Below are 23,301 nucleotides of genomic sequence, written 5' to 3'. Positions count from 1 at the left end.
TCTCCTTGGGTTGGTGACGCGGGTACAACGGGCAAACAACACTCAGCCGGCGGGCGCCGCGGCTGCTTTGCGGCCGGCGCGGACAACGAATGCACCGGTGATCGCGTTGACCGAACTGTCCTTGAGCTGCCCGACGTGGCGGTAGATGACCTTGCCGTCATCGATCACCACCACCATCGGCACCAGGGTGGCGCTGTAGCGCTGGGTGATCCGGGCATCCACATCGTTGATCACCGGGAAGGCAAAGCCGTGCTGTGCGGCGTAGTCCGGTGCGGCCTCATGCGGCGGGAGGCTGACGGCTATCATCTCGAAGGCGCGGTGGCCGTTGTTCCGACCGGCTGCATCCAGCGCTTGGATCTGCGGCACCGAGGCCAGGCAGAATCTGCATGACGGTGAAAAGAAGTAGAGGACCTGGCGCCCGCTCTGCGGGCCGGCAAGCGTCAGTGCCTCCCCATTGATGGCGGTGGTGGTGAGTGCCTCTGGCTCGGCACCTTCAGGCAGGCCATGAACCGCCTTGGAAAGCTGCTCGACTTTCGTCACCAGCAGTGCCTGCTGCTGGCGGAGGTGCCGGTTCTGTATCGCCAGCAGCGTCATCATCCCGGCCAGGATCACGATCAGGGCCAAACCACCGTACGTGCGTCGCGCGGATGCGTCCATGCTGCTCCTTGGCCTTCGGCCGGGTCCATGGCTGAGTGGGTTGAATACGTATCGGGCAGAAAAAATCATTTGTCAAACACAAGATCCTGTGAATGAGAAGTCGGTTCCATTCTGGTGCTGATCTATCGCGGGATCCGCGGGCGCAGCGTTCCGGAATCCTGTCGGGACAGTCTCAAACCCCCGTGAGGTAAACTGTTCCGGCGCCGCAGCCCTTCGCCACCGGCCCATTGCTGGAGCCACCATGCCGTCGTCGACCCGTAAAGCCGCCTCGCCCCTGATCGATGCCCAGGTGCATGTCGAGGGCTTCGTGCAGGTGCGTGAAGCGCGCCGGTCCGAGCTGGTCGAGGATTACGTGGAGCTGATCGCGGACCTGATCGCCGATGGCCGAGAAGCCCGCCAGGTGGATATCGCCACCCGGCTCGGGGTTGCGCAGCCCACCGTGGCCAAGGCGCTCAAGCGGCTGGTCAAGGAGGGCTGGGCGATCCAGCGGCCGTATCGCGGGGTGTTCCTGACCCCGGCCGGCGAGCAGCTGGCGGTGGAGATGCGCGCTCGCCATCAGACCGTGGAGCAGTTCCTGCTGGCCCTGGGCGTGGACGCCGATTCGGCGCGACGCGACGCGGAAGGGATCGAGCACCACGTCAGCGAGGCCACCCTGGCCGCGTTCGAGGCCTTCGTGCGCAAGGCCAACGGCCATGGTTGAGCGCCTCGCCCCGCCACCACCACTGGGCGTGCCCGTGCACGACCAGGATGAGCATTGGATGCGTCACGCGCTGGGCCTGGCCCAGCGTGCCGAGCGTGAATTCAATGAGATTCCGGTCGGCGCAGTCCTCGTCGGTGCCGATGGCACCGTGCTCGGCGAAGGCTGGAACCTCAACATTGCCGACCATGACCCCAGCGCGCATGCCGAGATCGTGGCGATGCGGCAGGCGGGCAGGGTGATCACCAACCACCGGCTGATCGGCAGCACGCTGTACGTCACCCTGGAGCCGTGTGCGATGTGTGCCATGGCCATTGTGCACGCACGGGTGGCGCGGCTGGTGTATGCGGCCACCGACCCCAAGACCGGTGCCTGCGGCAGCGTGTTCGATCTGATCGGCGACCCCCGGCACAACCACCGTGTGGAGATCCACGGTGGCGTACTGGCCAAGGATGCGAGCACCCGGCTGACGAACTATTTCCGCGCCAAGCGCGGCAAGCCGCCGCTGCTGCTGGAGTAAAGACCCCGCAGCGACAGGGTCGTGACGGGTTGGCGGTATCATGTGGGCCTTATCCATTCCCGGTCGCGGCGCAAGCGGTGGCCCAGCACAAGGCGAGCACATGGCGGACAACGGCGCAGAAGGCGAGCGACTGATCTGGATCGATCTGGAAATGACCGGTCTGGACACGGACAACGATTCGATCATCGAGATCGCCACCGTGGTCACCGACGCGCAGTTGAATGTGCTCGCCGAAGGGCCGGAGTTCGCGATCCATCATCCGGTGGAGCGGCTGGAGGCGATGGACGAATGGAACCGCAACCAGCATCGTCGCTCGGGACTGTGGCAGCGCGTGGTCGAGAGCACCATCACGCTCGGGCAGGCCGAAGCGCAGACCATCGCCTTCCTGCAGCAGTGGATCAAAGCGGGCGCCTCGCCGATGTGCGGCAATTCGATCTGTCAGGACCGTCGCTTCCTGCACCGTGAAATGTCGCGTCTGGAAAAGTATTTCCATTACCGGAATCTGGACGTCTCCACGATCAAGGAACTGGCCAAGCGCTGGGCGCCCGGCGTGGCCGCCGGCGTCGGCAAGACCGCCAGCCACACCGCGCTGAGCGACGTGCATGATTCCATCGAAGAACTGCGCCACTACCGCCAGTTCATGGGCGCGCTGTCGGGCCTGCCGGCCTGACCCGAACGCTGGGCATTGCCCGGCAACGCGGCCTGTGCGCAGGCGTTCAGCCACCGGCAGGCGAGGCAACGAGCGGTATACATTGGCGGCGCTATGATCGCGGCCATGAACGCCATCACCTCGCCGCAACCGCCGCCGCTGTCCTCCTCGATCCTGCCCACCTCGCAGGATTGGCGCGACCTGCAACGTGCGGTGGACCTGCTCGAATCGCCCACGCTGACCGCCAAGATGGCCAACCTGATCGGTTCGCCGCTGGAGTTCGCGGTCAAGCGCCTGCCGGATTCGGTATCGCGCCGCATCCATGGCGCGGTCGAGGCCGCGTTGTTCAAATCCGCCCAGGCCGCGTTGTGGACGATGGACAACACGCCCGGTAAAGCCGCCTCGACACGCTGGCACAAGCTTGCCGCAGCCACCTCCGGTGCGGTCGGCGGCGCGTTCGGCTTCACCACGCTGTTCATCGAACTGCCGGTGTCCACCACGATCATGATGCGTTCGGTGGCCGACGTGGCCCGCAGCGAGGGCTTCGACCTTCGCGAGATGAGCACCCGGCATGCCTGTCTGGAGGTGTTTGCCTTGGGCGGCAACTCAGGCAAGGACGATGCCAGCGAGACCGGCTACTACATCACGCGTGGCTTCACTGCCGAGGTGATGCGTCACCTGTCAGCCGAGCTGGCCGGCCGCGCGGTCGGCGGCAGCCCGGTGATGATCGGGTTGACCCCGAAGGAAGCCGGAAAATGGTTGGCCAAGCTGGTGGAGAAGGTCGCCGCGCGTTTCGGCGTGGTGGTCACCGAGAAGTTCGCCGCGCAGGCGGTGCCGATCGTCGGGGCGGTGGCCGGTGCGACGCTCAACACCATGTTCACCGACTACTACCAGGACGTGGCGCGCGGTCATTTCATCGTGCGCCGGCTGGAGCGGACCTACGGGTACGAGACCGTGCGGGCCGCCTATTCGATGCTGGCGGCGGAGCGTACCTGATTGCGATGACCGCCGAGGCCTGAAGGCGCTATCGACGTCACACAAAACAACACCCCGCTTGCGCGGGGTGTTGTTTTTCATCGCATTGCCGAAAGGATCAACCCTTGGCTTTGAGCTTGGCCAGACGCAGCCAGGTATCCACCACGGTATCCGGATTCAGCGACACCGACTCGATCCCTTCCTGCATCAGCCATTCGGCCAGATCCGGGTGATCGGACGGGCCCTGGCCGCAGATGCCGACGTACTTGCCCTTGGCGCGCGCGGACTTGATCGCCATCGACAGCAGCTTCTTCACCGCCGGGTTCCGCTCGTCGAACAGGTGCGCCACGATCGAGGAGTCGCGGTCCAGGCCCAGGGTCAGCTGGGTCAGGTCGTTGGAGCCGATCGAGAAGCCGTCGAAGATCTCCAGGAACTCATCGGCGAGCAGTGCGTTGGACGGCACTTCGCACATCATGATGATCTTCAGGCCGTTTTCGCCCTGCTTGAGGCCATTCTGTTCCAGCACCTCGACGACCTTGCGGCCTTCTTCCAGGGTGCGCACAAACGGGATCATGACCCACAGGTTGTCCAGGCCCATCTCGTTGCGCACGCGCAGCACGGCCTGGCATTCCAGGGCGAAGGCGGCCGAGAAGCTCGGATCGACGTAACGGCTGGCGCCGCGGAAGCCGATCATCGGGTTTTCTTCGTGCGGCTCGTAGTTGGTACCGCCGATCAGGTTGGCGTACTCGTTGGACTTGAAGTCCGACAGGCGCACGATCACCGGGTTCGGGGCAACCGACGCGGTCAGGGTGGCGATGCCTTCAGCCAGACGACCGACGTAGAAGCTGACCGGATCAGCGTAACCGGCGATCTTCTCGTCGATCTTCTTCTTGGTCGCCGCGTCCTGGCGGTCGTACTCCAGCAGCGCGTTCGGGTGGATGCCGATGTGGCTGGCGATGATCATTTCCAGACGGGCCAGGCCGATGCCGGCGTTCGGCAGCTGGCCGAAGTCGAAGGCACGTTCCGGGTTGGCCACGTTCATCATGATCTTCAGCGGCGCTGGTGGCATGTTGCCCAGATCCGTCGTGGTGCGCTCGAACTCCAGGATCCCGTCGTAGATGAAGCCGGTGTCACCCTCGGCGCAGCTGACGGTCACTTCCTGGCCGTCCTGGATCAGCTGGGTGGCGTTGCCCGAGCCGACCACGGCCGGCACGCCCAGCTCACGCGCGATGATCGCCGCGTGGCAGGTGCGGCCGCCACGGTTGGTCACGATGGCCGAGGCGCGCTTCATCACGGGCTCCCAATCGGGATCGGTCATGTCGGCGATCAGCACGTCGCCGGGCTGCACGCGGGCCATGTCGTCCAGGGTGCGCACCACGCGGGCGGTACCGGCACCGATCTTGGCACCCACGGCGCGGCCTTCGGCCAGCACCTTGCCGTCCTTCTGGTTCAGTGCGAAACGTTCGATCTGGGTGGCATGGCCACGCGACTTCACGGTCTCCGGACGCGCCTGCACGATGAACAGCTTGCCGCTGACACCGTCCTTGGCCCACTCGATATCCATCGGGCGGCCGTAATGCTTTTCGATCACCAGCGCCTGCTTGGACAGTTCCTGCACGTCCTCGTCGCTGATCGAGAAGGTGTTGCGCAGCTCGGCCGGGGTGTCTTCGATGCGCACGCGCTCACCGGGGACATCCGAATACACCATGCGGATCGCCTTGCTGCCGAGCGAGCGGCGCAGGATCGCCGGCTTGCCCGCGCTCAAGGTGGGCTTGTAGACGTAGAACTCGTCCGGGTTGACTGCACCCTGCACGACCATTTCGCCCAGGCCGAACGAGGAGGTGACGAACACCACGTCGCGGAAGCCGGACTCGGTGTCCAGGGTGAACAGCACGCCGGAGGAGCCCACGCCCGAGCGCACCATCAGCTGCACGCCGGCGGACAGGAACACGTCCTCGTGCTTGAAGCCGTGGTGGACGCGGTAGGCGATCGCGCGGTCGTTGTAGAGCGAGGCGAACACTTCCTTGACCTTGAGCACGACATCGTCGGCGCCGGTCACGTTGAGGAAGGTCTCCTGCTGGCCGGCGAAGGACGCATCGGGCAGATCTTCGGCGGTCGCCGAGGAACGCACCGCGACCGCGACGTCGCCGCCGCCGTTTTCGCTGCACAGCTTGGCGTAGGCGGTGCGGATGTCCTGGTCCAGCGCCGGGTGGAGCGGGGCATCGATCACCCAGCCGCGGATTTCCTTGCCGGCGATCGTCAGGGCACCGACATCTTCCACGTCCAGCGTGGCCAGCTTGTCGAAGATGCGCTTGGACAGATCGTTGTGGGCGATGAAGTCCTTGAAGGCTTCAGAGGTGGTTGCGTAACCGCCGGGGACAGACACCCCCAGACCGGCAAGATTGCCGATCATTTCGCCAAGCGACGAATTCTTGCCGCCTACGCGGGCCAGATCGGCCAGGCGCAGTTCGTGCAACCACAGGATATTCTCGTTCAAGCGCGATGCTCCGTTTGGCCATCGCCCGAGGCGGGCTGGATGGCCACGTCCGTAGGAAGAAGCCGATATGATGCCGGGCAGACCGCTGTCGGCACAAGCTTGTATCGACAGCCTTTTTAAGCTTCGGAGGGGGTAAAAGCCGTATGTCGACGATCCGTCCGGTGTTCTACGTGTCCGATGGAACCGGTATCACCGCTGAAACCATTGGGCATAGCCTGCTGACCCAGTTCTCCGGGTTCAGCTTCATCACCGACCGGATGTCGTTCATCGATGATCCGGAAAAAGCGCGCGAAGCCTGTGAAAGGATCCGTGCAGCGGGGGAGCGGTACCAGGTTCGGCCCATCGTGGTCAGTTCCTGCGTGGACAGCGGGCTGAGCATCATCCTGGCCGAAAGCGGCGGGTTGATGCTGGACGTGTTCGCCCCCTTCATCGAGCCGCTGGAGCGCGAACTGGCGGTCAACCGGCATTCGAGGGTTGGCCAGGCCCACGGCATGGTCGACTTCGAGACCTACCACCGCCGCATCAACGCGATGAACTTCGCGCTGACCCACGACGACGGCATCGCCATCAACTACGACGATGCCGACGTGATCCTGGTGGCCGTGTCCCGGGCCGGCAAGACCCCGACCTGCATCTACCTGGCCCTGCATTACGGGGTCCGCGCGGCCAATTACCCGCTGACGGATGAGGATCTGGAGCAGGACCGCCTGCCGCCGCGCCTGCGCCCGTACCGCAAGAAGCTGTTTGGGCTGACCATCGACCCGGACCGCCTGCAGCAGATCCGCCAGGAGCGCCGCCCGAACTCGCGCTACGCCAACCTGGAGACCTGCCGCCGCGAGGTCGCCGCGGCCGAGACCATGTTCCGGATGGAACGGATCCCGACGCTGAGCACCACCCACACTTCGATCGAGGAGATTTCGAGCAAGGTGCTGGGCACGCTGGGGCTGCAGCGCGAGATGTATTGACCGACGTGAACCGGTTGCGGGCCGCCCCTTTGGCCGGGCGGCTGCCGCCCCCACGTTGGGAGATCAACGTGTAGGATCGACCCATGGCCCAGGCATCGCCCCGTATCGAACGCATTCCCCGGCTCAGCCGCTTGAGCTGGCTGATGGGCCTGTACGCCGAGAACTACCAGCACCTCGTGCGCCTGTTCGCCCCCGCCGAGCTCGTTCCCGGCAGCTACGTCTCCTCGATCGGCGATGGGCTGGATGTACGCCTGGACGTCATCGAGTGCCACCGCTATACGGTGGAGCTGCGCCTGACCTACGACTTCGCCGACCCGGTCACCGGGCAGCCGGATCCTTCGGCCTATGTGCGCCTGTACCGTGACGCCCGCCAGGCCGAGACCACGCATTGCTACGTCGGTCGCCGCTGGCAGGACGTGATGGGCATGTACCCGCCGCCGGCCCAACTGATCAGCCACCGCATGCGGATGAACACCTTCCTCGGCAAATGGCTGGAATACCTGGCCGAGCGCGGCCACGGCGTGGCCACGCTGCGCCGCGATGGCACGGTGACGGCACCGGCCAACGCGCGCCGCACCAGCCTTGTGCCCTGAGCCGTCCCCGGGCGGATCACGCATAATCGGGGTCTGTGTTCCCGAGCCTGTGCGAAATGCCTTATACCCCCATCGTGGCCACCCTGGGCTACGTGCTGTCCGCCGACGGCAAGCAAGTGCTGATGATCCACCGCAATGCCCGTCCGGGCGACCTGCATCTGGGCAAGTACAACGGCTTGGGCGGGAAGATGGAGCGCGATGAAGATGCCGCTGCCTGCATGCGCCGCGAGATCCGCGAAGAGGCCGGCATCGAGTGCGGCACCATGCGCCTGCGCGGCACGATCAGCTGGCCGGGCTTCGGCAAGAACGGTGAGGACTGGTTCGGCTTCGTGTTCGTCATCGATGACTTCACCGGCACGCCGCTGACCTCCAACCCGGAGGGCACGCTGGAGTGGGTGGACGTGGACAAGATCGACAGCCTGCCGCTGTGGGAGGGTGATCGCAGCTTCCTGCCGCTGGTCTTCGACGACGAACCGCGCGCCTTCCACGGGGTGATGCCCTACCGCGACGGCGCCATGCAGTCGTGGAGTTACACCCGGCTGTAGTGCGTGATTGCCGGCCGGCGGCCGGCACTACCGGCGGGCGAGCAGCAGGTGGAAGTGCTTGGTCACTTCGCGCCCGTCGTTGCTGCGCCCGGTTTCGCGATGCGTGCGCCAGGCCTGCACCGTCAAGCCGGCGCTGCGCAGTGCCGACTCGACGTCGGCCAGTTCATGCAGATGGAACCCGTGCGCGGTGAACGGCAGGGTGCGCATGAAGGCGGCATCGCCGAAGGCCAGGCAGAGCCGCCCACCGGGGCGAAGCACGCGGGTCAGTTCGGCGAACGGGAATTTCAGTTCGTCCCAGAAGTACAGGGTGTTCACCGCCAGCGCCGCATCGGTGCAGGCCGAGTCCAGGGGCAGGGCATGGGCATCGCCGAGACGGACGTCGGCACGATCCTGCAGCCCGTGCGCGGCCAGCAGCGCGTTGCCCGCATCGACCATCGCCGTTGAGACATCGACACCCACGTAGCGGCTGCGCGGCGTGCGCAGCAGGTCCGGTGCGAAGGCCGCATTGCCCGGGCCGATCTCCAGCACCTGTTCGCCAGGGGTGACGGACAGCAGGGCGATGGCGGCCCGGTTGAGGTCGCCGTTGCTGCGGTTCATGGCGTCGGCCACGGCAAGCGCATGCTCACCGTGCGGGTGGCGCAACTGGGCGGCCAGATCATCGTGGGAAAGCACGCGCAAGACTCCTGTCGGTGGACGGCAGGACCTGGCGGCGGCGGAGTCCATCTACCAGCTTAGCCGACCGGCGGCCGCGGCGGGGAGGCATGCAGAGGGGAATCGGGCCGAGGCAATGAGGATCGGTGATCAACAAATGACCATCGTCGCGTCTATTGAGATCGAGTTGTCCACAGGGGGTGTGGATGACTCGTGGGCAAGTTTGTGGATAAGCCGCTTCGGCCCCCGCTGGCACTCGCTGTCAAGATGGGTGGCCAAAAATTCACCGCAGGTCGTCCCGGCGTGAACGGCGCGGCAAGGCCGGGGTACGGTGGCGTAGGGTGGGGTGTCCCGCTGTGGGCCGCTCGCGGTACTCTCTTGCGATTGCCGCCACCCGATCTTCCATGAAACGTCATTTCTCGATGTTGCGCGAGTTCCACCTGGCCGACTGGTTCACCCTGGCCAACGCGTTCTGCGGCACTGGGGCGGTCTTTGCCGCCATGCGCTACCTGCAGGATGGCGAGCGCAGCTATCTGCTGTTCGGCATGGCCCTGATCCCCTTGGCCTTCATCTTCGACGCGCTGGACGGGCGCATCGCGCGCTGGCGCAAGTCCAGCTCCACGCTGGGCCGCGAGCTGGATTCGCTGTCGGACATCATCTCCTTCGGCGTCGCGCCGGCGGCGCTGGCCTATGCCTGCGGCATGCAGGGCGGCTGGGACTGGCTGGTGCTGAGCTACTTCGTCTGTTGTGGCGTCAGCCGCCTGGCCCGCTACAACGTGACCGCCGAAGCACTGGCCGGCGAGGGCGACAAGGTGCCGTACTTCGAAGGCACCCCGATCCCGACTAGCCTGGCGCTGGTGGTGGTGCTGGCGGTGGCGGCAAGCGTCGGCGCGACCGGCGCGGACCTGTGGCTGGGCCAGTGGCAGCTGGGGCCGTGGCAGCTGCACCCGCTGGTGCTGCTGTTCGCGCTGTCCGGCTCGCTGATGATCAGCAAGACCCTGCGCATCCCCAAGCCGTGAGGCACGGCAGCGCGGCATTGCTATCATCGTTTCCCGAGACGGGAGGACGGTCATGACCACGGCGGGCAGCGGCAGCGGCGCAGGCGATGTAGAAGCCTTGGCGCGGCAGTATTTCAGTGCCTGGGGCGATGCCCTTCGGCACGCTGCGGCACCGCCCGGCCCCAACGCCGGCCCCGAAGGCCAAGGCGGCTGGCAGCAGGCGATCGACTGGTGGGCACAGATGATGCCCAACGCCGCCAGCGGCCCGGCCGATGAAGCCGTGCACCGCTTCCGCGAGCAGGCCGGTGGCTGGTACGGCACGATGCAGCAGGTCGCCGCGCAGTTTGCTGGTCGAGACACCACCAGCGCCGAGGTGGCGCAGGCGTGGCGCACGGCGGTGCTGGGGCAGGGCGATGGACTGCTGCAGTGGATGCTGCAGGGCGCACGCGGACATACCCACGCCGAGGGGCCGGATCTGCTGCAGCTGTTGGAGACCCTGCAGCGTCAGCTCGGGCCGTGGCTGCAGAGCCCGGCGTTTGGCCCCGGCCGCGAGCACCAGGCCCGCTGGCAGGCGCTGCTGCGGGCCCAGCAGGACTACCAGGCACACTCTCGCGATTACGTGGATCAGATCAAGCAGGCGCTGGACGATGCGTTCACTCTGTTCGAGCAGCGCCTGGCCGAGCACGAACAGCCGGGCAACCAGCTGACCAGCGCGCGGGCGATGTTCGATCTGTGGATCGATGCGGCCGAGGAGGCCTACGCGAAGGTCGCGCTGTCCGAGCCGTTCCAGGCGGTGTACGCCTCGCTGGGCAATGCCCAGATGCGGCTGCGCGCGGCCACCCAGCAGGAGATCGAACGGCTGACCGAGAGTTTCGGACTGCCGACGCGCACCGAAATGGATGCAGCGCATCGCCGGATTGCCGAGCTTGAGCGGCTGGTGCGGCGCATGGCCGGCGGCGCAGCCGCGGGTGCGGCACCTGCCAGCACGGCCAAGGTGCGCAAGGCTGCAGTGAAGCCAGCCGCCACGACCCAGCGCACACCCCGCGCGTCCAAGCCCGCCAAGCCCACCAAGCCCACCAAGCCCCGGAAGCGCAGCGAATGAAAGGCCCCCTGGGCTTCAACGCCGAAGACCTGCTGCAGGAAACCCTGGCCATGCAGCGCAAGCTGATGGACGGGCTGAAGCTGCTGCCCTCCGTGGACGATGTCGATTACGGCGTGACTACCCGCGAGGAAGTCTGGCGCGACGGCAAGGTCACGCTGTACCGCTTTGTCGGCACCGAGCCGCCGGTGCGTGCCACGCCGCTGCTGATCGTCTATGCGCTGGTGAACCGGCCGTACATGGTCGACCTGCAGACCGACCGCTCGCTGGTGCAGAAACTGCTGGCACTAGGCCACGATGTCTATGTGCTGGACTGGGGCTACCCGGACCGCTCCGAGCGCTACCAGACGCTGGAGGATTACCTGCTGCGCTTCGTGGATGGCGCGGTGGATCACCTGCAGGCGCACAACGGCGGCGAGCCGATCAACATGCTGGGCATCTGCCAGGGCGGCGTGTTCGCGCTGTGCTATGCCGCGCTGCGCCAGGCCAAGCTGGGCAACCTGATCACGATGGTCACCCCGGTCGATTTCCACACGCCGGACAACATGCTCTCGCACTGGGCGCGCCAGGTGGACGTGGACCTGCTGGTGGACACGCTGGGCAACATCCCGGCCGATCTGATGAATGCCAGCTACCTGATGCTCAAGCCGTTCCGGCTCAACGTGCAGAAGTACGTGGGGCTGCTCGACATCCTGGACGACAAGGACGCGCTGGAAGATTTCCTGCGCATGGAGAAGTGGATTTTCGACTCGCCTGATCTCGCCGGCGAAGCCTTCCGTGACTTCATCAAGCAGTTCTACCAGGGCAATGGCCTGATGCATGACGGCGTACGTATCGGTGATGACACCGTCGATCTCCGACAGGTCACGTTGCCGGTACTGAACATCTATGCCGAGCAGGACCATCTGGTCCCGCCGGATGCGTCACGCGCGCTGCGCGGCCGGATCGGCAGCACGGATTACACCGAGAGCAGTTTCCGCGGCGGCCACATCGGTATCTATGTCTCCGGGCGGGCCCAGCGCGAAGTGCCCGTGACCATCACCGGTTGGTTGAACGAGCGTTCGCAATGAAGCCTCGTCGCCTTCTCTGGCTGGCTGCGGGTCTGTTGAGCATCGGTACCGCCCACGCCGCACCCAGCGAAACCGCCCGCCGCGAAATCGCCGGCCTGATCGGTGCGCTGGATGGCTCCAGTTGCCGGTTCCAGCGCAATGGCAGCTGGCACGATGCGCCTGAAGCGCGCGCCCATCTGCAGCGCAAGTACGACTACCTGCTCAAGAAGGACAAGGTCGACACGGCCGAGCAGTTCATCGAACGTGCCGCCAGCCAGAGCAGCATGAGCGGCAAGCCCTACTGGATCGCCTGCCCGGGCCAGCCGGAGCAGGCCGCCGCCGTCTGGTTCGCCACCCGGCTCAAGGCCCTGCGCCAACGCACCCCGTAGACACGGTTCGCGCTAGAGTCGGCGCATTCCGGACCGAGACCCCGTGCATGAACACACCGCCGCGCCCGCTGTCCCGTTCGCTCAACGACCGCATGATCGCCGGCGTCATGGGCGGCATCGCGCACCGTTACGGCTGGAACGTCACCCTGGTACGGGTGCTGTTCGTGCTGATCTCGATCGGTTCGGCCGCCTTCCCGGGCATCCTGGTCTACCTGATCCTGTGGCTGTTGATCCCCAACGAGGCCGATTGAGCCTCTCGCCGGGGCTGTTGCGCGCGCTGCAGGGGCTTGGCGCGCTGTGGACCTCACCCAACACCCTGATCGGCCTGGCCGCCGGCACCGCCGGGATGCTGGCCGGTGCGCGCCCGTCATGGAACGGGCGTGACTGCGCGATCGTGTTCCGCGAATTTCCGTGGGGGCCAGGCGGGGCGATCACGCTGGGCAACGTCATCCTGCACACCGGGCCGGTGCTGGACGTGCCGTGCCGCACCTATGCGCACCAGGCCGGTCACGCCACCGAGCCGGTGATCGGGCTGCACGACCACGAGCGTGCGCACGTCTACCAGTATCTGGTGCTGGGGCCGTTGTACCTGCCGGTGTACCTGATGTGCGGTGGGGTCAGCGCACGCAATCCGTTCGAGCGCGCGGCCGATGTCTATGCGCTGCAGGGGCGGGGCTGGTGGCCGTCACGGCGCGCCGCGCAGTGACGTTATCTCCACGTTAAGTTCATGTAAGAAAAACGTCGACAACGCGGCGTCATCTGCATGCAAAAAAACGTTATTAGCCTGCATGACGAATCAGTCAGGTTCGCCGGGGTAAGCTTGCATGGCTGTATGAGCAACCGTTTTTCTGGAGGAATACATCACATGGCAATCGTTCTTTATGTCGGTGGTAGCAAGGATGGCGACAAGGGCCTGGTGCCCCATGGTTTCAGCAAGTCCCAGGCCGATACCGAGCTGGGTCCGGAGATCTACACCGAGCGGTTCATGGAACTGCAGGGTGTGGGCAAGGTGCGGGTGATGGCGTTGGAGTCGATGCACGACGAGATCGTCCACCAACGCGCGGCCGTGCATTACCGGTAAGCCAGTCACACCGCAGAGGTGCCCGGTTGTCGCGGGCGCCCGCGCCGGCATCCCAGCCCCACGCAGGATGCCGGCGTGAACGCAGGACCCCTCGTGTGGTCATCGCCACGGGGCGACAGGTTCGGCCCGGCCTGTCAACGGCTTTCCCCAGCCGCCGCGCATCGCCAGAATGGGTTCTTTCCGCAAAAGCGGCTCCGGCCGGAAGCAATGCCTGACATCAAGCTCGCGCAGCAGATCGCCCAGACCATCGCCGATGAGATCGGTGCCCAGACCGCCCAGGCGCTCGCCGCCATCGCCCTGTTGGACGAAGGCGCCAGCGTTCCGTTCATCGCCCGCTACCGCAAGGAAGTCACCGGCGGCCTGGACGATACCCAGCTGCGCAACCTCGAAACGCGCCTGACCTACCTGCGTGAGCTGGAAGATCGCCGCGCCGCGGTGCTGTCCAGCATCGACGAACAGGGCAAGCTCAGCGACGAGCTGCGCAATGAGATCCTCGGCGCGGACACCAAGTCGCGCCTGGAAGATCTTTACCTGCCGTACAAGCCCAAACGCCGCACCCGTGCCCAGATCGCGCGCGAAGCCGGCCTGGAGCCGCTCGCCGATGGCCTTCTGGCCGATCCGGGCCTGGACCCGCAGGTGTTTGGCGCGACCTTTGTCGATAGCGACAAGGGGGTGGCCGACGTCAAGGCGGCCCTGGAAGGTGCGCGCGCGATCCTGATGGAGCGTTGGGGCGAAGATGCCGCGCTGGTCGGCGAGCTGCGCACCTGGCTGGGCGAGAACGGCGTGATCCGCGCACGTGTCGCCGAAGGCAAGGAAGAGCAGGGCGCCAAGTACCGCGATTACTTCGAACACGCCGAGTCTCTGGCGAAGATTCCGTCCCACCGCTTGCTGGCACTGTTCCGCGCGCGCCGCGAGGAAATCCTGTTCCTGGAACTGGACCCGGGCAGCGATGCCGAGGCCGGCAATCTGTATGCCGAAGGCCGCGTCGCGCACAACGCGGGGATCCGCGATGCCGGCCGCCCCGGCGATCGCTGGCTGCTCGACGCCTGCCGCCTGACCTGGCGCGCCAAGCTGCACATGCACCTGTTGCTTGACCTGTTCAACCAGGCGCGTGAGAAGGCCGAGGCCGAAGCCATCTCGGTCTTCGGCGACAACCTCAAGGACCTGCTGCTGTCCGCCCCGGCCGGTCCCAAGGCCGTGCTCGGCCTGGACCCGGGCATCCGCACCGGCTGCAAGATCGCCGTGGTCGATGCCACCGGCAAGCTGGTCGCCACCGACACCATCTACCCGCACGAGCCGCGCCGCCAGTGGGACCAGTCGCTGCACACGATCAAGCAGCTGTGCGTGCAGCACAACGTGGAGCTGATCGCGATCGGCAACGGTACCGCCAGCCGCGAGACCGACAAGCTGGCCGGCGACGTGATCAAGGCACTGGACGACACCAGGCTGCAGAAGATCGTGGTCAGTGAAGCCGGTGCATCGGTGTACTCGGCCTCGGAATTCGCGGCGAAGGAGTTCCCGAACCTGGACGTATCGATCCGCGGTGCGGTGTCGATTGCCCGCCGCCTGCAGGATCCGCTGGCCGAGCTGGTCAAGATCGAGCCCAAGGCGATCGGTGTGGGCCAGTACCAGCACGACGTGGACCAGTACCGCCTGGCGCGCGCGCTGGATGCGCGGGTGGAAGACTGCGTCAACGCGGTCGGCGTGCACGTCAACACCGCCTCGGCGGCGCTGCTCTCGCGCGTGTCAGGGCTGTCGTCCACCGTGGCCGAGAACATCGTGAGGCATCGCGATGACAACGGCCCGTTCAAACGCCGCAAGGACCTGCTCAAGGTGCCGCGGCTGGGCGAGAAGACCTTCGAGCAGTGCGCCGGCTTCCTGCGCATCGCCGATGGCGATCAGCCGCTGGATGCCTCCTCGGTGCACCCGGAAGCCTACCCCGTGGTGGAGCGCATCGTGGCCGCCACCGCGCGCCCGATCAAGGCGCTGATCGGCGACGGCAGCTTCCTGCGCGGGCTCAAGGCGGAGCAGTTCACTGACGCCACCTTCGGTGTGCCGACCGTGCGCGACATCCTCAAGGAACTGGAAAAACCCGGCCGCGATCCGCGGCCGGAGTTCAAGGCCGCGCGCTTCGCCGACGGGGTCGAGGAACTGAAGGACCTCAAGGTCGGCATGATCCTGGAAGGCGTGGTCAGCAACGTCGCCGCGTTCGGCGCCTTCGTGGACATCGGCGTGCATCAGGATGGCCTGATCCACATCTCCGCGCTGTCCGATACCTACGTCAAGGATCCGCGTGACGTGGTCAAGGCCGGTGACATCGTCAAGGTGAAGGTGCTGGAGGTCGACGTGGCGCGCAAGCGCATCGCGCTGACCCGCCGCCTGGATGACACCCCGGCCCCGGCCAAGGCCCCCGGTGAGCGCGATGCGCGCCCGGCGGGGGGCGGTCGCCGGGACGGCGGGGCGGGCAATGGGCCGCGCGGTGGTGGTCGTGGCACCCCGCCCGGCCCGCGGCCGGGCAGTGCGGCGCCGCCGGCCAACAACGCGCTGGCCGATGCCTTTGCGCGGGCCAAGCGCGGCGGCTGAGGCCGGCACGGGGAGTCCCAAAGGCCGCCTTCGGGCGGCCTTTGGCGTTTCCGGCGACCGGTTCATGCCGGGGGCACTTCTGGTTTGACGCGCGTTTACGCAAACTCCGCGTTGAATGCCCGTATGGTGGATGGGCGGCGGGGAGGCCAGATGACCGACAAACAGGCAGCGCCGGGCGACCGGCCGGGCCACAGTGGTGACGCCGAGGCTGCCCTGCCGGCCATGGCCGAGCACGCCCGTCGCCTGGAGATGATCATCGAGGGCACCGCGGCCGGTACCTGGGACTGGAACATTCCCGACGGCCTGATGCGGGTGAACGAACGCTGGGCGCAGATCGTTGGCTATACGCGGGAGGAGCTGGCGCCGATCACCCCGGAGACCTTCTTCCGGCTGGTCCATCCCGAGGATCTGGCGCAGTCCAATGCGCTGTTGGACGAGCATCTGCAAGGCCGCTCCGCGCATTACGAGAGTCTGTGCCGGATGCGCCACAAGCAGGGTCACTGGATCTGGGTGCAGGATCGCGGGCGCGTCTACGAGCGGGATGGGCAGGGCCGGCCGGTCTGGATGGCCGGCGCCCATGCCGATGTCACCGATCTGCAGCAGGCCCGGCAGGATGCGGCGGACATGCGGCAGCGGCTGCAGGCCGTGGTCGATGCGTCCGACGAAGTGGCGGTGATCGCCACCGACATCGACGGCGTGATCAATCTGTTCAACACCGGCGCGCAGAAGCTGCTGGGCTACGCCGCCGAGGAGGTGATCGGCCGGGTCGACCTGGGCCGGTTCCACGATCCGGATGAAATGCGTGCCTATCTGCAGGCCGACGCACCGGCGGACGGGCAAGTACCGAGCATCTTCCAGGCGCTCACCGCGCGCGCGACGCAGGGGACCTGGTCACGTCAGTGGACCTTCGTGCGCAAGGACGGTGAGCGCCGCCAGGTGCGCTTGTCGATCAGTCCGCTTGACGGTGCGGGCGGCCGGATCGGTTACGTGGGCATGGCGGTCGATCTGACCCCGCTGCTGGAAGTGCGCGAGCAGGCCCATGTGGCGGCCAAGAAGTTCGCCGGCGCGTTCTCATCGGCGGCGCTGGGCATGGCCCTGGTCTCGCTGGAAGGTCGCTGGCTGGACGTCAACGATGCGCTGTGCGGGATTCTCGGCTACACCCGCGCCGAACTGCTGCAGATCGATTTCCAGACGCTCACCCACGCCGATGACCTGAACACCGATCTGGCCCTGCTTGGCGACCTGCTGGCCGGGCGTCGCGACCACTACCACATGGAGAAACGTTACCTGGGCAAGGCCGGCAACCTGGTCTGGGGGCGCCTCTCGGTCTCGCTGGTGCGCTCGGAGAGTGGGGAGCCGCTGCATTTCGTGTCCCAGATCCAGGATGTGACGGTGCAGCGCCAGAGTGGCCAGCAACTGCGCGAATCCGAACAGCGGACCCGGGTCACACTGGATGCGGTAGCCGACATGGTGCTGACCCTGGACCTGCACGGTGGCATCCAGTACGCGAACGCGGCGGCCACGCGCGCGCTGGCCGGCGAGGGGGCCGAATCACTGGCCGGTGGTCAGCTCCAGGACGTCATGGAGCTGACCACCGAGTACGCACCGCGCTCGCCGTTGGACCTGGCCGTGCTGCTGGACCCGGAGAGCAATGCCGTCGACCTCCATTCGGATCTGCTGCTCTCGGTGGGCGCCCACCTGTTGCCGGTGGACGTCACCCGGGCCTGGCTGCGTGGCGAGGACGGGCAGACCACCGGCGCGGTCTGGGTCATCCGTGATGTCACCCAGCAGCGCGCCCGGCAGCGGGAAGCACGGCACCTGGCCGAAGTCGACCCGCTCACCGAACTGAGCAACCGGCGCGGGTTCGAAGCCCACCTGCAACAGGCCATCACCCGGGTTGCCCGGACGGGGCAGTCGGCGTCGCTGATGTACATCGACCTGGACCGGTTCAAGCCGGTCAACGATACCCATGGCCATCTCGCCGGCGATGCCGTGCTGTGGGCGGTGGCGAGTCTGCTGCGCCATGGGGTACGTGATTCGGACATCGTGGCGCGGCTGGGGGGCGATGAATTCGCGGTCATCCTGGCCGGCTGTTCGCTCAAGCGCGCGCGCCGGATCGCCAGCGACCTGCTGGAGTCCCTGCGCGGGCTGTCCATTCCCTGGGACCTGCAGCGGCTGAAGGTGGGCGCCAGCATCGGCATCGCCCGGATCGGTGGCAGCATGAGCGTGGACGATGCAGTGGCCGCCGCCGATGCGCAGTGCTACCGGGCCAAGGCGATGGGACGTGACAACGTGCAGGTGGAGACCCTGGTGGCGGGGGACGTGGAGGTGCTTGAGAGCCAGGACGGCTCGGAGGGTGGCGAGTGAGCCGGTGCGGGCTGAACCGCAGCGCGCCCTAAAGCTCGCGCAATCGCGGCCGTTATATGACTCGCAGTCATTGCCTGCACACTCACGTGGATATCTGGCTTTACACCTGTTCGAACGGTTCATTGCCGCCGCCTGTCGCGGTGTTTGAAGCGCACTGAAGTAACGTCAGCCCCACTGGCGATCTTCGTGAGTCCAGCCAACGGAATACCGCTACCGGGCCACCGCCCGGGGTTGACCTATTCGCTAAACGGACACCGAGGTCTAACGATGCTTACTTCAGGCTTGCACACGCATGTGCCCGACCGTGCCTCCGATAGAGGTGCATGGTCCCCGCGACACGCTTTCGCCGCATTGTTCGCTTCCCGCCGCGGCAGGGAGGGCGCGGTCTCCGCCGCCCGACAGCGCCAGTGCGAGCTGGAAGACCAGGTCAAGGCCCTGCATCGGGTCCAGGCCGTGATCGAGTTCGACCTGGACGGCACCATCCTGCAGGCCAACGAGAACTTCCTGCAGACGCTCGGCTACACGCTGGACGACATCCAGGGCAGGCACCACGCCATGTTCGTCGATCCCGAGTACGCCAAAAGCAGGGAATATCGGGACTTCTGGGCGAATCTGGGGCGTGGCGAATTCGATGCGGGCCAATACCGCCGCATCGGCAAAGGCGGCCGCGACATCTGGATCCAGGCGTCCTACAACCCGGTGTTCGACGCCGACGGGCGACCCTACAAGGTGGTCAAGTTCGCCACCGACATCACCGCGCAGAAATTCCAGGCCGCCGATTTTGCCGGCCAGTTGGCGGCGATCAACAAGTCCCAGGCGGTGATCGAGTTCGATCTCGACGGCCGCATCCTGGCAGCCAACGAAAACTTCCTCGCCGCCATGGGGTATACGCTGGACGAGGTGCGCGGCCAGCACCATTCGATGTTCGCCGAGCCTGGGTACCGCGACAGTGCCGAGTACCGTGCATTCTGGGCGAAACTCGGCCGTGGCGAGTACGACGCCGGCCAGTACAAGCGATTGGGCAAGAGCGGGCGCGAGGTCTGGATCCAGGCGTCGTACAACCCGATCTACGATATGAACGGTCGTCCGTTCAAGGTCGTCAAATATGCCACCGACATCACCGCCCAGGTGCGTGACACCCAGGCATTGCAGGAGGCCGTTGCACAGACGCGCGAAGTGGTGGCCGCCGCCCAGAGCGGGGACCTGACCGGGCACATCGCCACCCAGGACAAAACCGGCCCGATCGCCGAGCTTTGCGAGGGCATCAATGCGCTGGTCGAAGCGATGGCCGGCATCATCGCCCAGATCAAGCTGGCCGCAGATACTATCGCCGTGGGTGCCAGCGAGATCGCCGAAGGCAACAGCGACCTCTCCGTGCGCACCGAGCAGCAGGCGGCCGCCCTGGAAGAAACGGCCGTTTCGATGAAGGGACTGACGGCTACCGTGCGGCGGACGGCCGACAATGCCGTGCAGGCCAACCAACTGGTGGGTGGGGCGGTGGAGGTGGCTGCGCAGGGTGGCCAGGTGGTGTACGAGGTGGTCTCGACCATGTCGCTGATCAACGACTCCTCGCGCCGCATCGTCGACATCATCGGGGTGATCGACGGCATCGCCTTCCAGACCAATATCCTTGCGCTCAATGCGGCCGTTGAAGCGGCGCGTGCCGGCGAGCACGGTCGCGGCTTTGCCGTAGTGGCGTCGGAAATCCGCTCGCTGTCGCAGCGCTCGGCCGAGGCGGCCAAGGAGATCAAGCAGCTGATCGGGGATTCGGTCGAGAAGGTGGGCGCGGGCACGCGCCAGGTCGAAAGTGCCGGGCGCACGATGGACGAGATTGTCGTCAGTGTGAGGCGGGTGAGCGATCTGATGGCCGACATCAGTACGGCCGCGCGTGAGCAGAGCGACAGCATCGAGCAGATCAACCAGGTGGTCGAGCATATCGACGAGAGCACCCAGCAGAATGCCGCCCTGGTGGAGGAAGCCTCGGCCGCCGCGCGCAGCATGGAAGAGCAGTCCACCCAGTTGCTGCAGACGGTGGCGGCGTTCCGGGTGGGGACGACGGGTGCGGTGGCGCGAGCGGCGGCGGCCAATGCCGTGCACGGGGGGCAGCCGCCGTTGCGGCTGGTCTGACTGCAATGCGGGAAACCCCCACCGCGCGCCGCGGTAAACCGTGATGCACACGGCGCGCGGCTTTGGGATACTCGATCTTCCAAGGACAGGTCGGAGTATCACAATGCGTATTGCACCACGGTTGAACATGCTGCTGGTCATTGGGATGGCCCTGCCTTGCACTGCGGGCGCGGCGTCGGCGGTGTTTTACGACGCACACACCGGTGCCTACGGCTATTCAATGAACAAACGCAGCATCAGCACGGCCATGCAACAGGCGCTGGGGTATTGCGCGCAGCGCTCACCTGACTGCAGCACTGTGGCCAGCACCTCGGAGGGCGGTTACTCGGCGCTGTATACGGGCACGGGTGCCATGGGTATTGCCCTGTCCGCACAGGACGATGCCGCTGCTCAGCGCAAGGCCGAGGCGATGTGCCGGCGAAAGGCAGGGGACTGCCGGCTGGTACTACTGTGGCGCGAAGAACCGGTGGCGCCGTCCGTGCCGCCGGTTCCTGCGATCCCGCCACATACCCTGCCTCCCATCGGGCCGGCCGGGTAACGGTCGCGGCGCTGCCGATCGGAATGAAAAAACGCCCCGGATCCGTCGATCCGGGGCGTTCTGGTTTTCCATGGTGCCGAAGGTGGGACTCGAACCCACACGCTTTTAAGGGCGGCGGATTTTGAGTCCGCTGCGTCTACCGATTCCGCCACTTCGGCTGGCTGGCCGCGTAGTGTATACAAAATTCACACATCTGTGCAGACCTGAATGCTTAAGTTCCTGTCAGGGTTTCACCTACACAGGACGCTATACTCATCGCGCTGAACCATACAGGGAGTCGTCATGAGCGCGCTGCAGGATCTTCGGGTACTGGTGGTCGAGAACGACGAAATGAGCGCGGCCCTGCTGCAGATGCAGCTGGTCCAGTCCGGCGCCATCGTGGTCGGGCTGGCGGCCTCGGTGGGCGAGGCGTTACGCCTGCTGGGCGAGACCCAGCCGCAGGTTGCCCTGCTGGACTATCGGCTGGCCAACAACGAAACCAGCGAGCCCGTCGCCCAGGCATTGGCGGCGCGCCAGATTCCCTTCGTGCTGGCGACCGGCATGGCCACCGCGCATCTGCCCGATGCCTTCCGTTCGGGCGTGATCCTGAGCAAGCCGTACCTGACTGCTGAATTGAACGCTGCCCTGGCGCGCGCGCAGGTCGGCGATTCCGTCGCCGGCTGAGCAGCGCTCACGCGGCTTCGGCGTGGGCGAGTGCCACCGGCTCGCGGTCGTCCAGGATCCGGTACAGCGCCGCAAGGTCCTGCGGATCCGGGTTCAACCAGGCATCCAGATGCGCCGGCCGGATCGGCACAATGCAGCGGTCATGGCCGGTGCGCGCCACGTCCATCGGCGGCGCGTCGGTAATGGCGGCAAACGACAGCAGCCGGCCTTCCGGCCCTTCCCACTCCGACCACAGGCAGGCGATCAGCAGGTCGCGCGGCGGCTGCGGGCTGAATTCCAGGACAACATTCTCGGCTGTTTCGCCTGGCGACAGCAGCCGCTGTTCCAGGGCGTGCCGCGGCACGTGCTCGTAGAACGATTGCACCACCACCACGCCATGCTGATGGCCAAACGCGGATTTCCAATACGCCTCGAGGCTGTCGCGGCGCGCGTTGTAGGTGCCGGGATACAGCACGTCGTTGCGCGCGGGCTTGTCCGGCAGCCGGCATTGGTAGCGCATCGGTTTGATCACGCGCTGGCCCTGCTCGGACACGATCACCGGTGCGTACACGCCTGGGAAGATGCGGCTGTCGCGTGGGACCAGGCCGGCGCGTTGCAGATCGGACAGGCGTGTCTGTGCGCGCTCGATGCGGTTGCCCGCGACGCGTACCTCGTTGCGTGCCTTCTGTGTGGGGCGCGCGGCCAGTTGCGCCTCGGCCGCCTTCAATCGCGCGCCCTGCAGCCGAACTTCTTCGTCGAGTGCCTGCATTTCCTCGGCATGCCACTGCTGGATCCGCGCCACGATCTCCTGGCCTTGGGGCGTGCGCGCGCCAGCGAAGCCATCGTCCATCGCCTTGGGGGTTTTGGGTCGCTGTTTGCCGGCGTCGTGGGCATACAGCTGGGCGAAGTCGTCCAGCGACAGCATGGCGCCGTACTCACGGACCAGCTTGGTGTAGTCGGCGCGGATCTGGGCGGAATAGCACATGGCAGGCAAACAGGGCGGGCAGGGGGACAGGATAGGCCTGTGGGTCGCACATCCTGCGAATCCGTTCGGGCATGCTGAGCGTCCATTCAGTACTGGATCCGCGTCATGTCGCTGCCCGTTGGTGTTCACTGCATTCCGGTGCCGCCCAGCGTGGAGGAGTATCGCGCGCTGCGGGTACTCGCCGGGCTGAGCCCCAAGACGGCCGAGGCGGCGGCACGTGGCCTGCCCAACACGGTCTTCGGTGTGAGCCTGCGCGAGGGGGATCGGCTGTTGGCCATGGGCCGGATCATCGGCGACGGTGGCTGCTTCCTGCAGGTGGTGGATATCGCGGTCGTGCCTGACCGCCAGGGGCAGGGCCTGGGCAAGGCCGTGATGCGTCGGCTGGATGGCTGGCTGCGGGAGAATGCGGTCGGTGCGTATGTGAGCCTGATCGCCGATGGCCAGGCGCACCGCCTGTATGCGCAGTTCGGTTTTGCCTTGACCGCGCCGCGATCGGCAGGGATGGCCAAGGTCGTGGCGTAAGGCCCATAAACAAACAGCCCCGACCGAAGTCAGGGCTGTTTGTTTGAAGCTGGCGTCCCCACGGGGATTCGAACCCCGGTCGCCACCGTGAAAGGGTGATGTCCTAGGCCTCTAGACGATGGGGACGCGTTAAACCGAATTTTTTGCTTCTATCGGACGGCCTGTGTCCGGA

Annotated in this window: 24 protein-coding genes and 2 tRNA genes; 20 read left to right on the top strand and 6 right to left on the bottom strand. The window is 66.2% G+C overall.

Annotation, left to right across the window (positions count from 1 at the left end; translation table 11 throughout):
* Positions 1-42: 42 nt before the first annotated feature.
* Positions 43-657 (bottom strand): TlpA disulfide reductase family protein, encoded by a 615-nt coding sequence (locus K4043_RS03390; protein ID WP_265308204.1) that lies wholly within the window; start codon positions 655-657, stop codon positions 43-45.
* 241 nt (positions 658-898) lie between these two features.
* Here K4043_RS03390 and mntR point away from each other — a divergent pair, with 241 nt between their 5' ends.
* From mntR to K4043_RS03370, 4 genes are all read left to right on the top strand, one after another.
* Positions 899-1,357, top strand: coding sequence for a manganese-binding transcriptional regulator MntR (gene mntR, locus K4043_RS03385; protein WP_123729561.1), 459 nt, complete (start codon positions 899-901; stop codon positions 1,355-1,357).
* Complete coding sequence (gene tadA, locus K4043_RS03380; protein ID WP_265308203.1) at positions 1,350-1,874, top strand: tRNA adenosine(34) deaminase TadA; 525 nt, start codon at positions 1,350-1,352, stop codon at positions 1,872-1,874. The genes mntR and tadA overlap by 8 nt, the downstream gene beginning before the upstream one ends.
* Positions 1,875-1,974: 100 nt before the next feature.
* On the top strand, positions 1,975-2,544 hold the full coding sequence (orn, locus tag K4043_RS03375; protein ID WP_259259725.1) for an oligoribonuclease: 570 nt from the start codon (positions 1,975-1,977) through the stop codon (positions 2,542-2,544).
* Positions 2,545-2,649: 105 nt separating this feature from the next.
* A complete protein-coding gene (locus K4043_RS03370; RefSeq protein ID WP_123729765.1) occupies positions 2,650-3,519 on the top strand; it encodes an EcsC family protein in 870 nt (289 codons plus the stop codon).
* Positions 3,520-3,616: 97 nt separating this feature from the next.
* Here the strand turns inward: K4043_RS03370 and ppsA are convergent, their stop codons facing one another.
* Positions 3,617-5,995, bottom strand: a complete 2,379-nt coding sequence (gene ppsA / locus K4043_RS03365) for a phosphoenolpyruvate synthase (RefSeq protein WP_265308202.1) — start codon at positions 5,993-5,995, stop codon at positions 3,617-3,619.
* Positions 5,996-6,138: 143 nt separating this feature from the next.
* Here ppsA and K4043_RS03360 point away from each other — a divergent pair, with 143 nt between their 5' ends.
* From K4043_RS03360 to K4043_RS03350, 3 genes are all read left to right on the top strand, one after another.
* Positions 6,139-6,960 carry a pyruvate, water dikinase regulatory protein gene (locus tag K4043_RS03360; RefSeq protein ID WP_019184148.1) on the top strand — a complete coding sequence of 274 codons (822 nt, stop codon included), beginning with the start codon at positions 6,139-6,141 and terminating at the stop codon, positions 6,958-6,960.
* An 83-nt stretch (positions 6,961-7,043) separates the two neighbouring features.
* Entirely contained in the window at positions 7,044-7,553 is a 510-nt protein-coding gene (locus K4043_RS03355) for a DUF1249 domain-containing protein (protein WP_265308201.1), read from the top strand.
* A 56-nt stretch (positions 7,554-7,609) separates the two neighbouring features.
* A complete protein-coding gene (locus tag K4043_RS03350; RefSeq protein WP_088435401.1) occupies positions 7,610-8,098 on the top strand; it encodes an 8-oxo-dGTP diphosphatase in 489 nt (162 codons plus the stop codon).
* Between the two features lie 27 nt (positions 8,099-8,125).
* Here K4043_RS03350 and K4043_RS03345 read toward each other — a convergent pair whose 3' ends face one another.
* The gene (locus tag K4043_RS03345) at positions 8,126-8,776 is read right to left on the bottom strand and encodes a class I SAM-dependent methyltransferase (protein ID WP_260232212.1); all 651 of its coding nucleotides are present in this window, start codon (positions 8,774-8,776) and stop codon (positions 8,126-8,128) included.
* Between the two features lie 377 nt (positions 8,777-9,153).
* On the opposite strand from K4043_RS03345, the gene K4043_RS03340 reads away from it, so the two are divergent.
* The 11 genes from K4043_RS03340 (at position 9,154) to K4043_RS03290 (ending at position 20,980) form a co-directional block, all read left to right on the top strand.
* Entirely contained in the window at positions 9,154-9,768 is a 615-nt protein-coding gene (locus K4043_RS03340) for a CDP-alcohol phosphatidyltransferase family protein (protein WP_070474651.1), read from the top strand.
* A 52-nt stretch (positions 9,769-9,820) separates the two neighbouring features.
* Positions 9,821-10,849: a class III poly(R)-hydroxyalkanoic acid synthase subunit PhaE gene (gene phaE / locus K4043_RS03335; RefSeq protein ID WP_265308200.1), complete on the top strand. Its 1,029-nt coding sequence runs from the start codon at positions 9,821-9,823 to the stop codon at positions 10,847-10,849.
* Positions 10,846-11,916 (top strand): class III poly(R)-hydroxyalkanoic acid synthase subunit PhaC, encoded by a 1,071-nt coding sequence (gene phaC / locus K4043_RS03330; RefSeq protein ID WP_265308199.1) that lies wholly within the window; start codon positions 10,846-10,848, stop codon positions 11,914-11,916. The genes phaE and phaC overlap by 4 nt, the downstream gene beginning before the upstream one ends.
* Complete coding sequence (locus tag K4043_RS03325) at positions 11,913-12,284, top strand: YfeK family protein (protein WP_265308198.1); 372 nt, start codon at positions 11,913-11,915, stop codon at positions 12,282-12,284. The genes phaC and K4043_RS03325 overlap by 4 nt, the downstream gene beginning before the upstream one ends.
* Before the next feature lie 47 nt (positions 12,285-12,331).
* On the top strand, positions 12,332-12,535 hold the full coding sequence (locus K4043_RS03320; RefSeq protein ID WP_123729552.1) for a PspC domain-containing protein: 204 nt from the start codon (positions 12,332-12,334) through the stop codon (positions 12,533-12,535).
* Positions 12,532-12,990, top strand: coding sequence for a hypothetical protein (locus tag K4043_RS03315; protein ID WP_265308197.1), 459 nt, complete (start codon positions 12,532-12,534; stop codon positions 12,988-12,990). Before K4043_RS03320 ends, K4043_RS03315 begins: the two co-directional genes overlap by 4 nt.
* A gap of 159 nt (positions 12,991-13,149) precedes the next feature.
* Positions 13,150-13,365: a hypothetical protein gene (locus K4043_RS03310; protein ID WP_259259734.1), complete on the top strand. Its 216-nt coding sequence runs from the start codon at positions 13,150-13,152 to the stop codon at positions 13,363-13,365.
* 207 nt (positions 13,366-13,572) lie between these two features.
* Positions 13,573-15,948, top strand: coding sequence for a Tex family protein (locus K4043_RS03305; RefSeq protein ID WP_265308196.1), 2,376 nt, complete (start codon positions 13,573-13,575; stop codon positions 15,946-15,948).
* A 222-nt stretch (positions 15,949-16,170) separates the two neighbouring features.
* Positions 16,171-18,315, top strand: a complete 2,145-nt coding sequence (locus K4043_RS03300) for a PAS domain S-box protein (protein WP_260232233.1) — start codon at positions 16,171-16,173, stop codon at positions 18,313-18,315.
* Positions 18,316-18,582: 267 nt separating this feature from the next.
* A complete protein-coding gene (locus K4043_RS03295; protein WP_265308195.1) occupies positions 18,583-20,442 on the top strand; it encodes a methyl-accepting chemotaxis protein in 1,860 nt (619 codons plus the stop codon).
* 103 nt (positions 20,443-20,545) lie between these two features.
* Positions 20,546-20,980 (top strand): DUF4189 domain-containing protein, encoded by a 435-nt coding sequence (locus K4043_RS03290; protein ID WP_265308194.1) that lies wholly within the window; start codon positions 20,546-20,548, stop codon positions 20,978-20,980.
* 71 nt (positions 20,981-21,051) lie between these two features.
* On the opposite strand, the gene K4043_RS03285 is transcribed toward K4043_RS03290, so the two are convergent.
* A tRNA-Leu gene (locus K4043_RS03285) sits at positions 21,052-21,138 on the bottom strand.
* A gap of 124 nt (positions 21,139-21,262) precedes the next feature.
* On the opposite strand from K4043_RS03285, the gene K4043_RS03280 reads away from it, so the two are divergent.
* On the top strand, positions 21,263-21,643 hold the full coding sequence (locus K4043_RS03280; RefSeq protein ID WP_123729545.1) for a response regulator: 381 nt from the start codon (positions 21,263-21,265) through the stop codon (positions 21,641-21,643).
* A 7-nt stretch (positions 21,644-21,650) separates the two neighbouring features.
* On the opposite strand, the gene K4043_RS03275 is transcribed toward K4043_RS03280, so the two are convergent.
* Entirely contained in the window at positions 21,651-22,607 is a 957-nt protein-coding gene (locus K4043_RS03275) for an SOS response-associated peptidase (RefSeq protein WP_265308193.1), read from the bottom strand.
* 105 nt (positions 22,608-22,712) lie between these two features.
* Between K4043_RS03275 and K4043_RS03270 the strand changes: the two genes are divergently transcribed.
* Positions 22,713-23,129, top strand: a complete 417-nt coding sequence (locus K4043_RS03270; protein WP_265308192.1) for a GNAT family N-acetyltransferase — start codon at positions 22,713-22,715, stop codon at positions 23,127-23,129.
* A 50-nt stretch (positions 23,130-23,179) separates the two neighbouring features.
* Here the strand turns inward: K4043_RS03270 and K4043_RS03265 are convergent.
* Positions 23,180-23,255, bottom strand: a tRNA-Glu gene (locus tag K4043_RS03265).
* Between the last annotated feature and the right edge of the window lie 46 nt (positions 23,256-23,301).

The sequence above is a fragment of the Stenotrophomonas sp. SRS1 genome (assembly GCF_026130205.1).
Classification (GTDB): Bacteria; Pseudomonadota; Gammaproteobacteria; order Xanthomonadales; family Xanthomonadaceae; genus Stenotrophomonas; species Stenotrophomonas rhizophila_B.
Note: the sequence above shows the minus strand (reverse complement) of the source record. Positions and strands in the feature narration are given on the sequence as shown.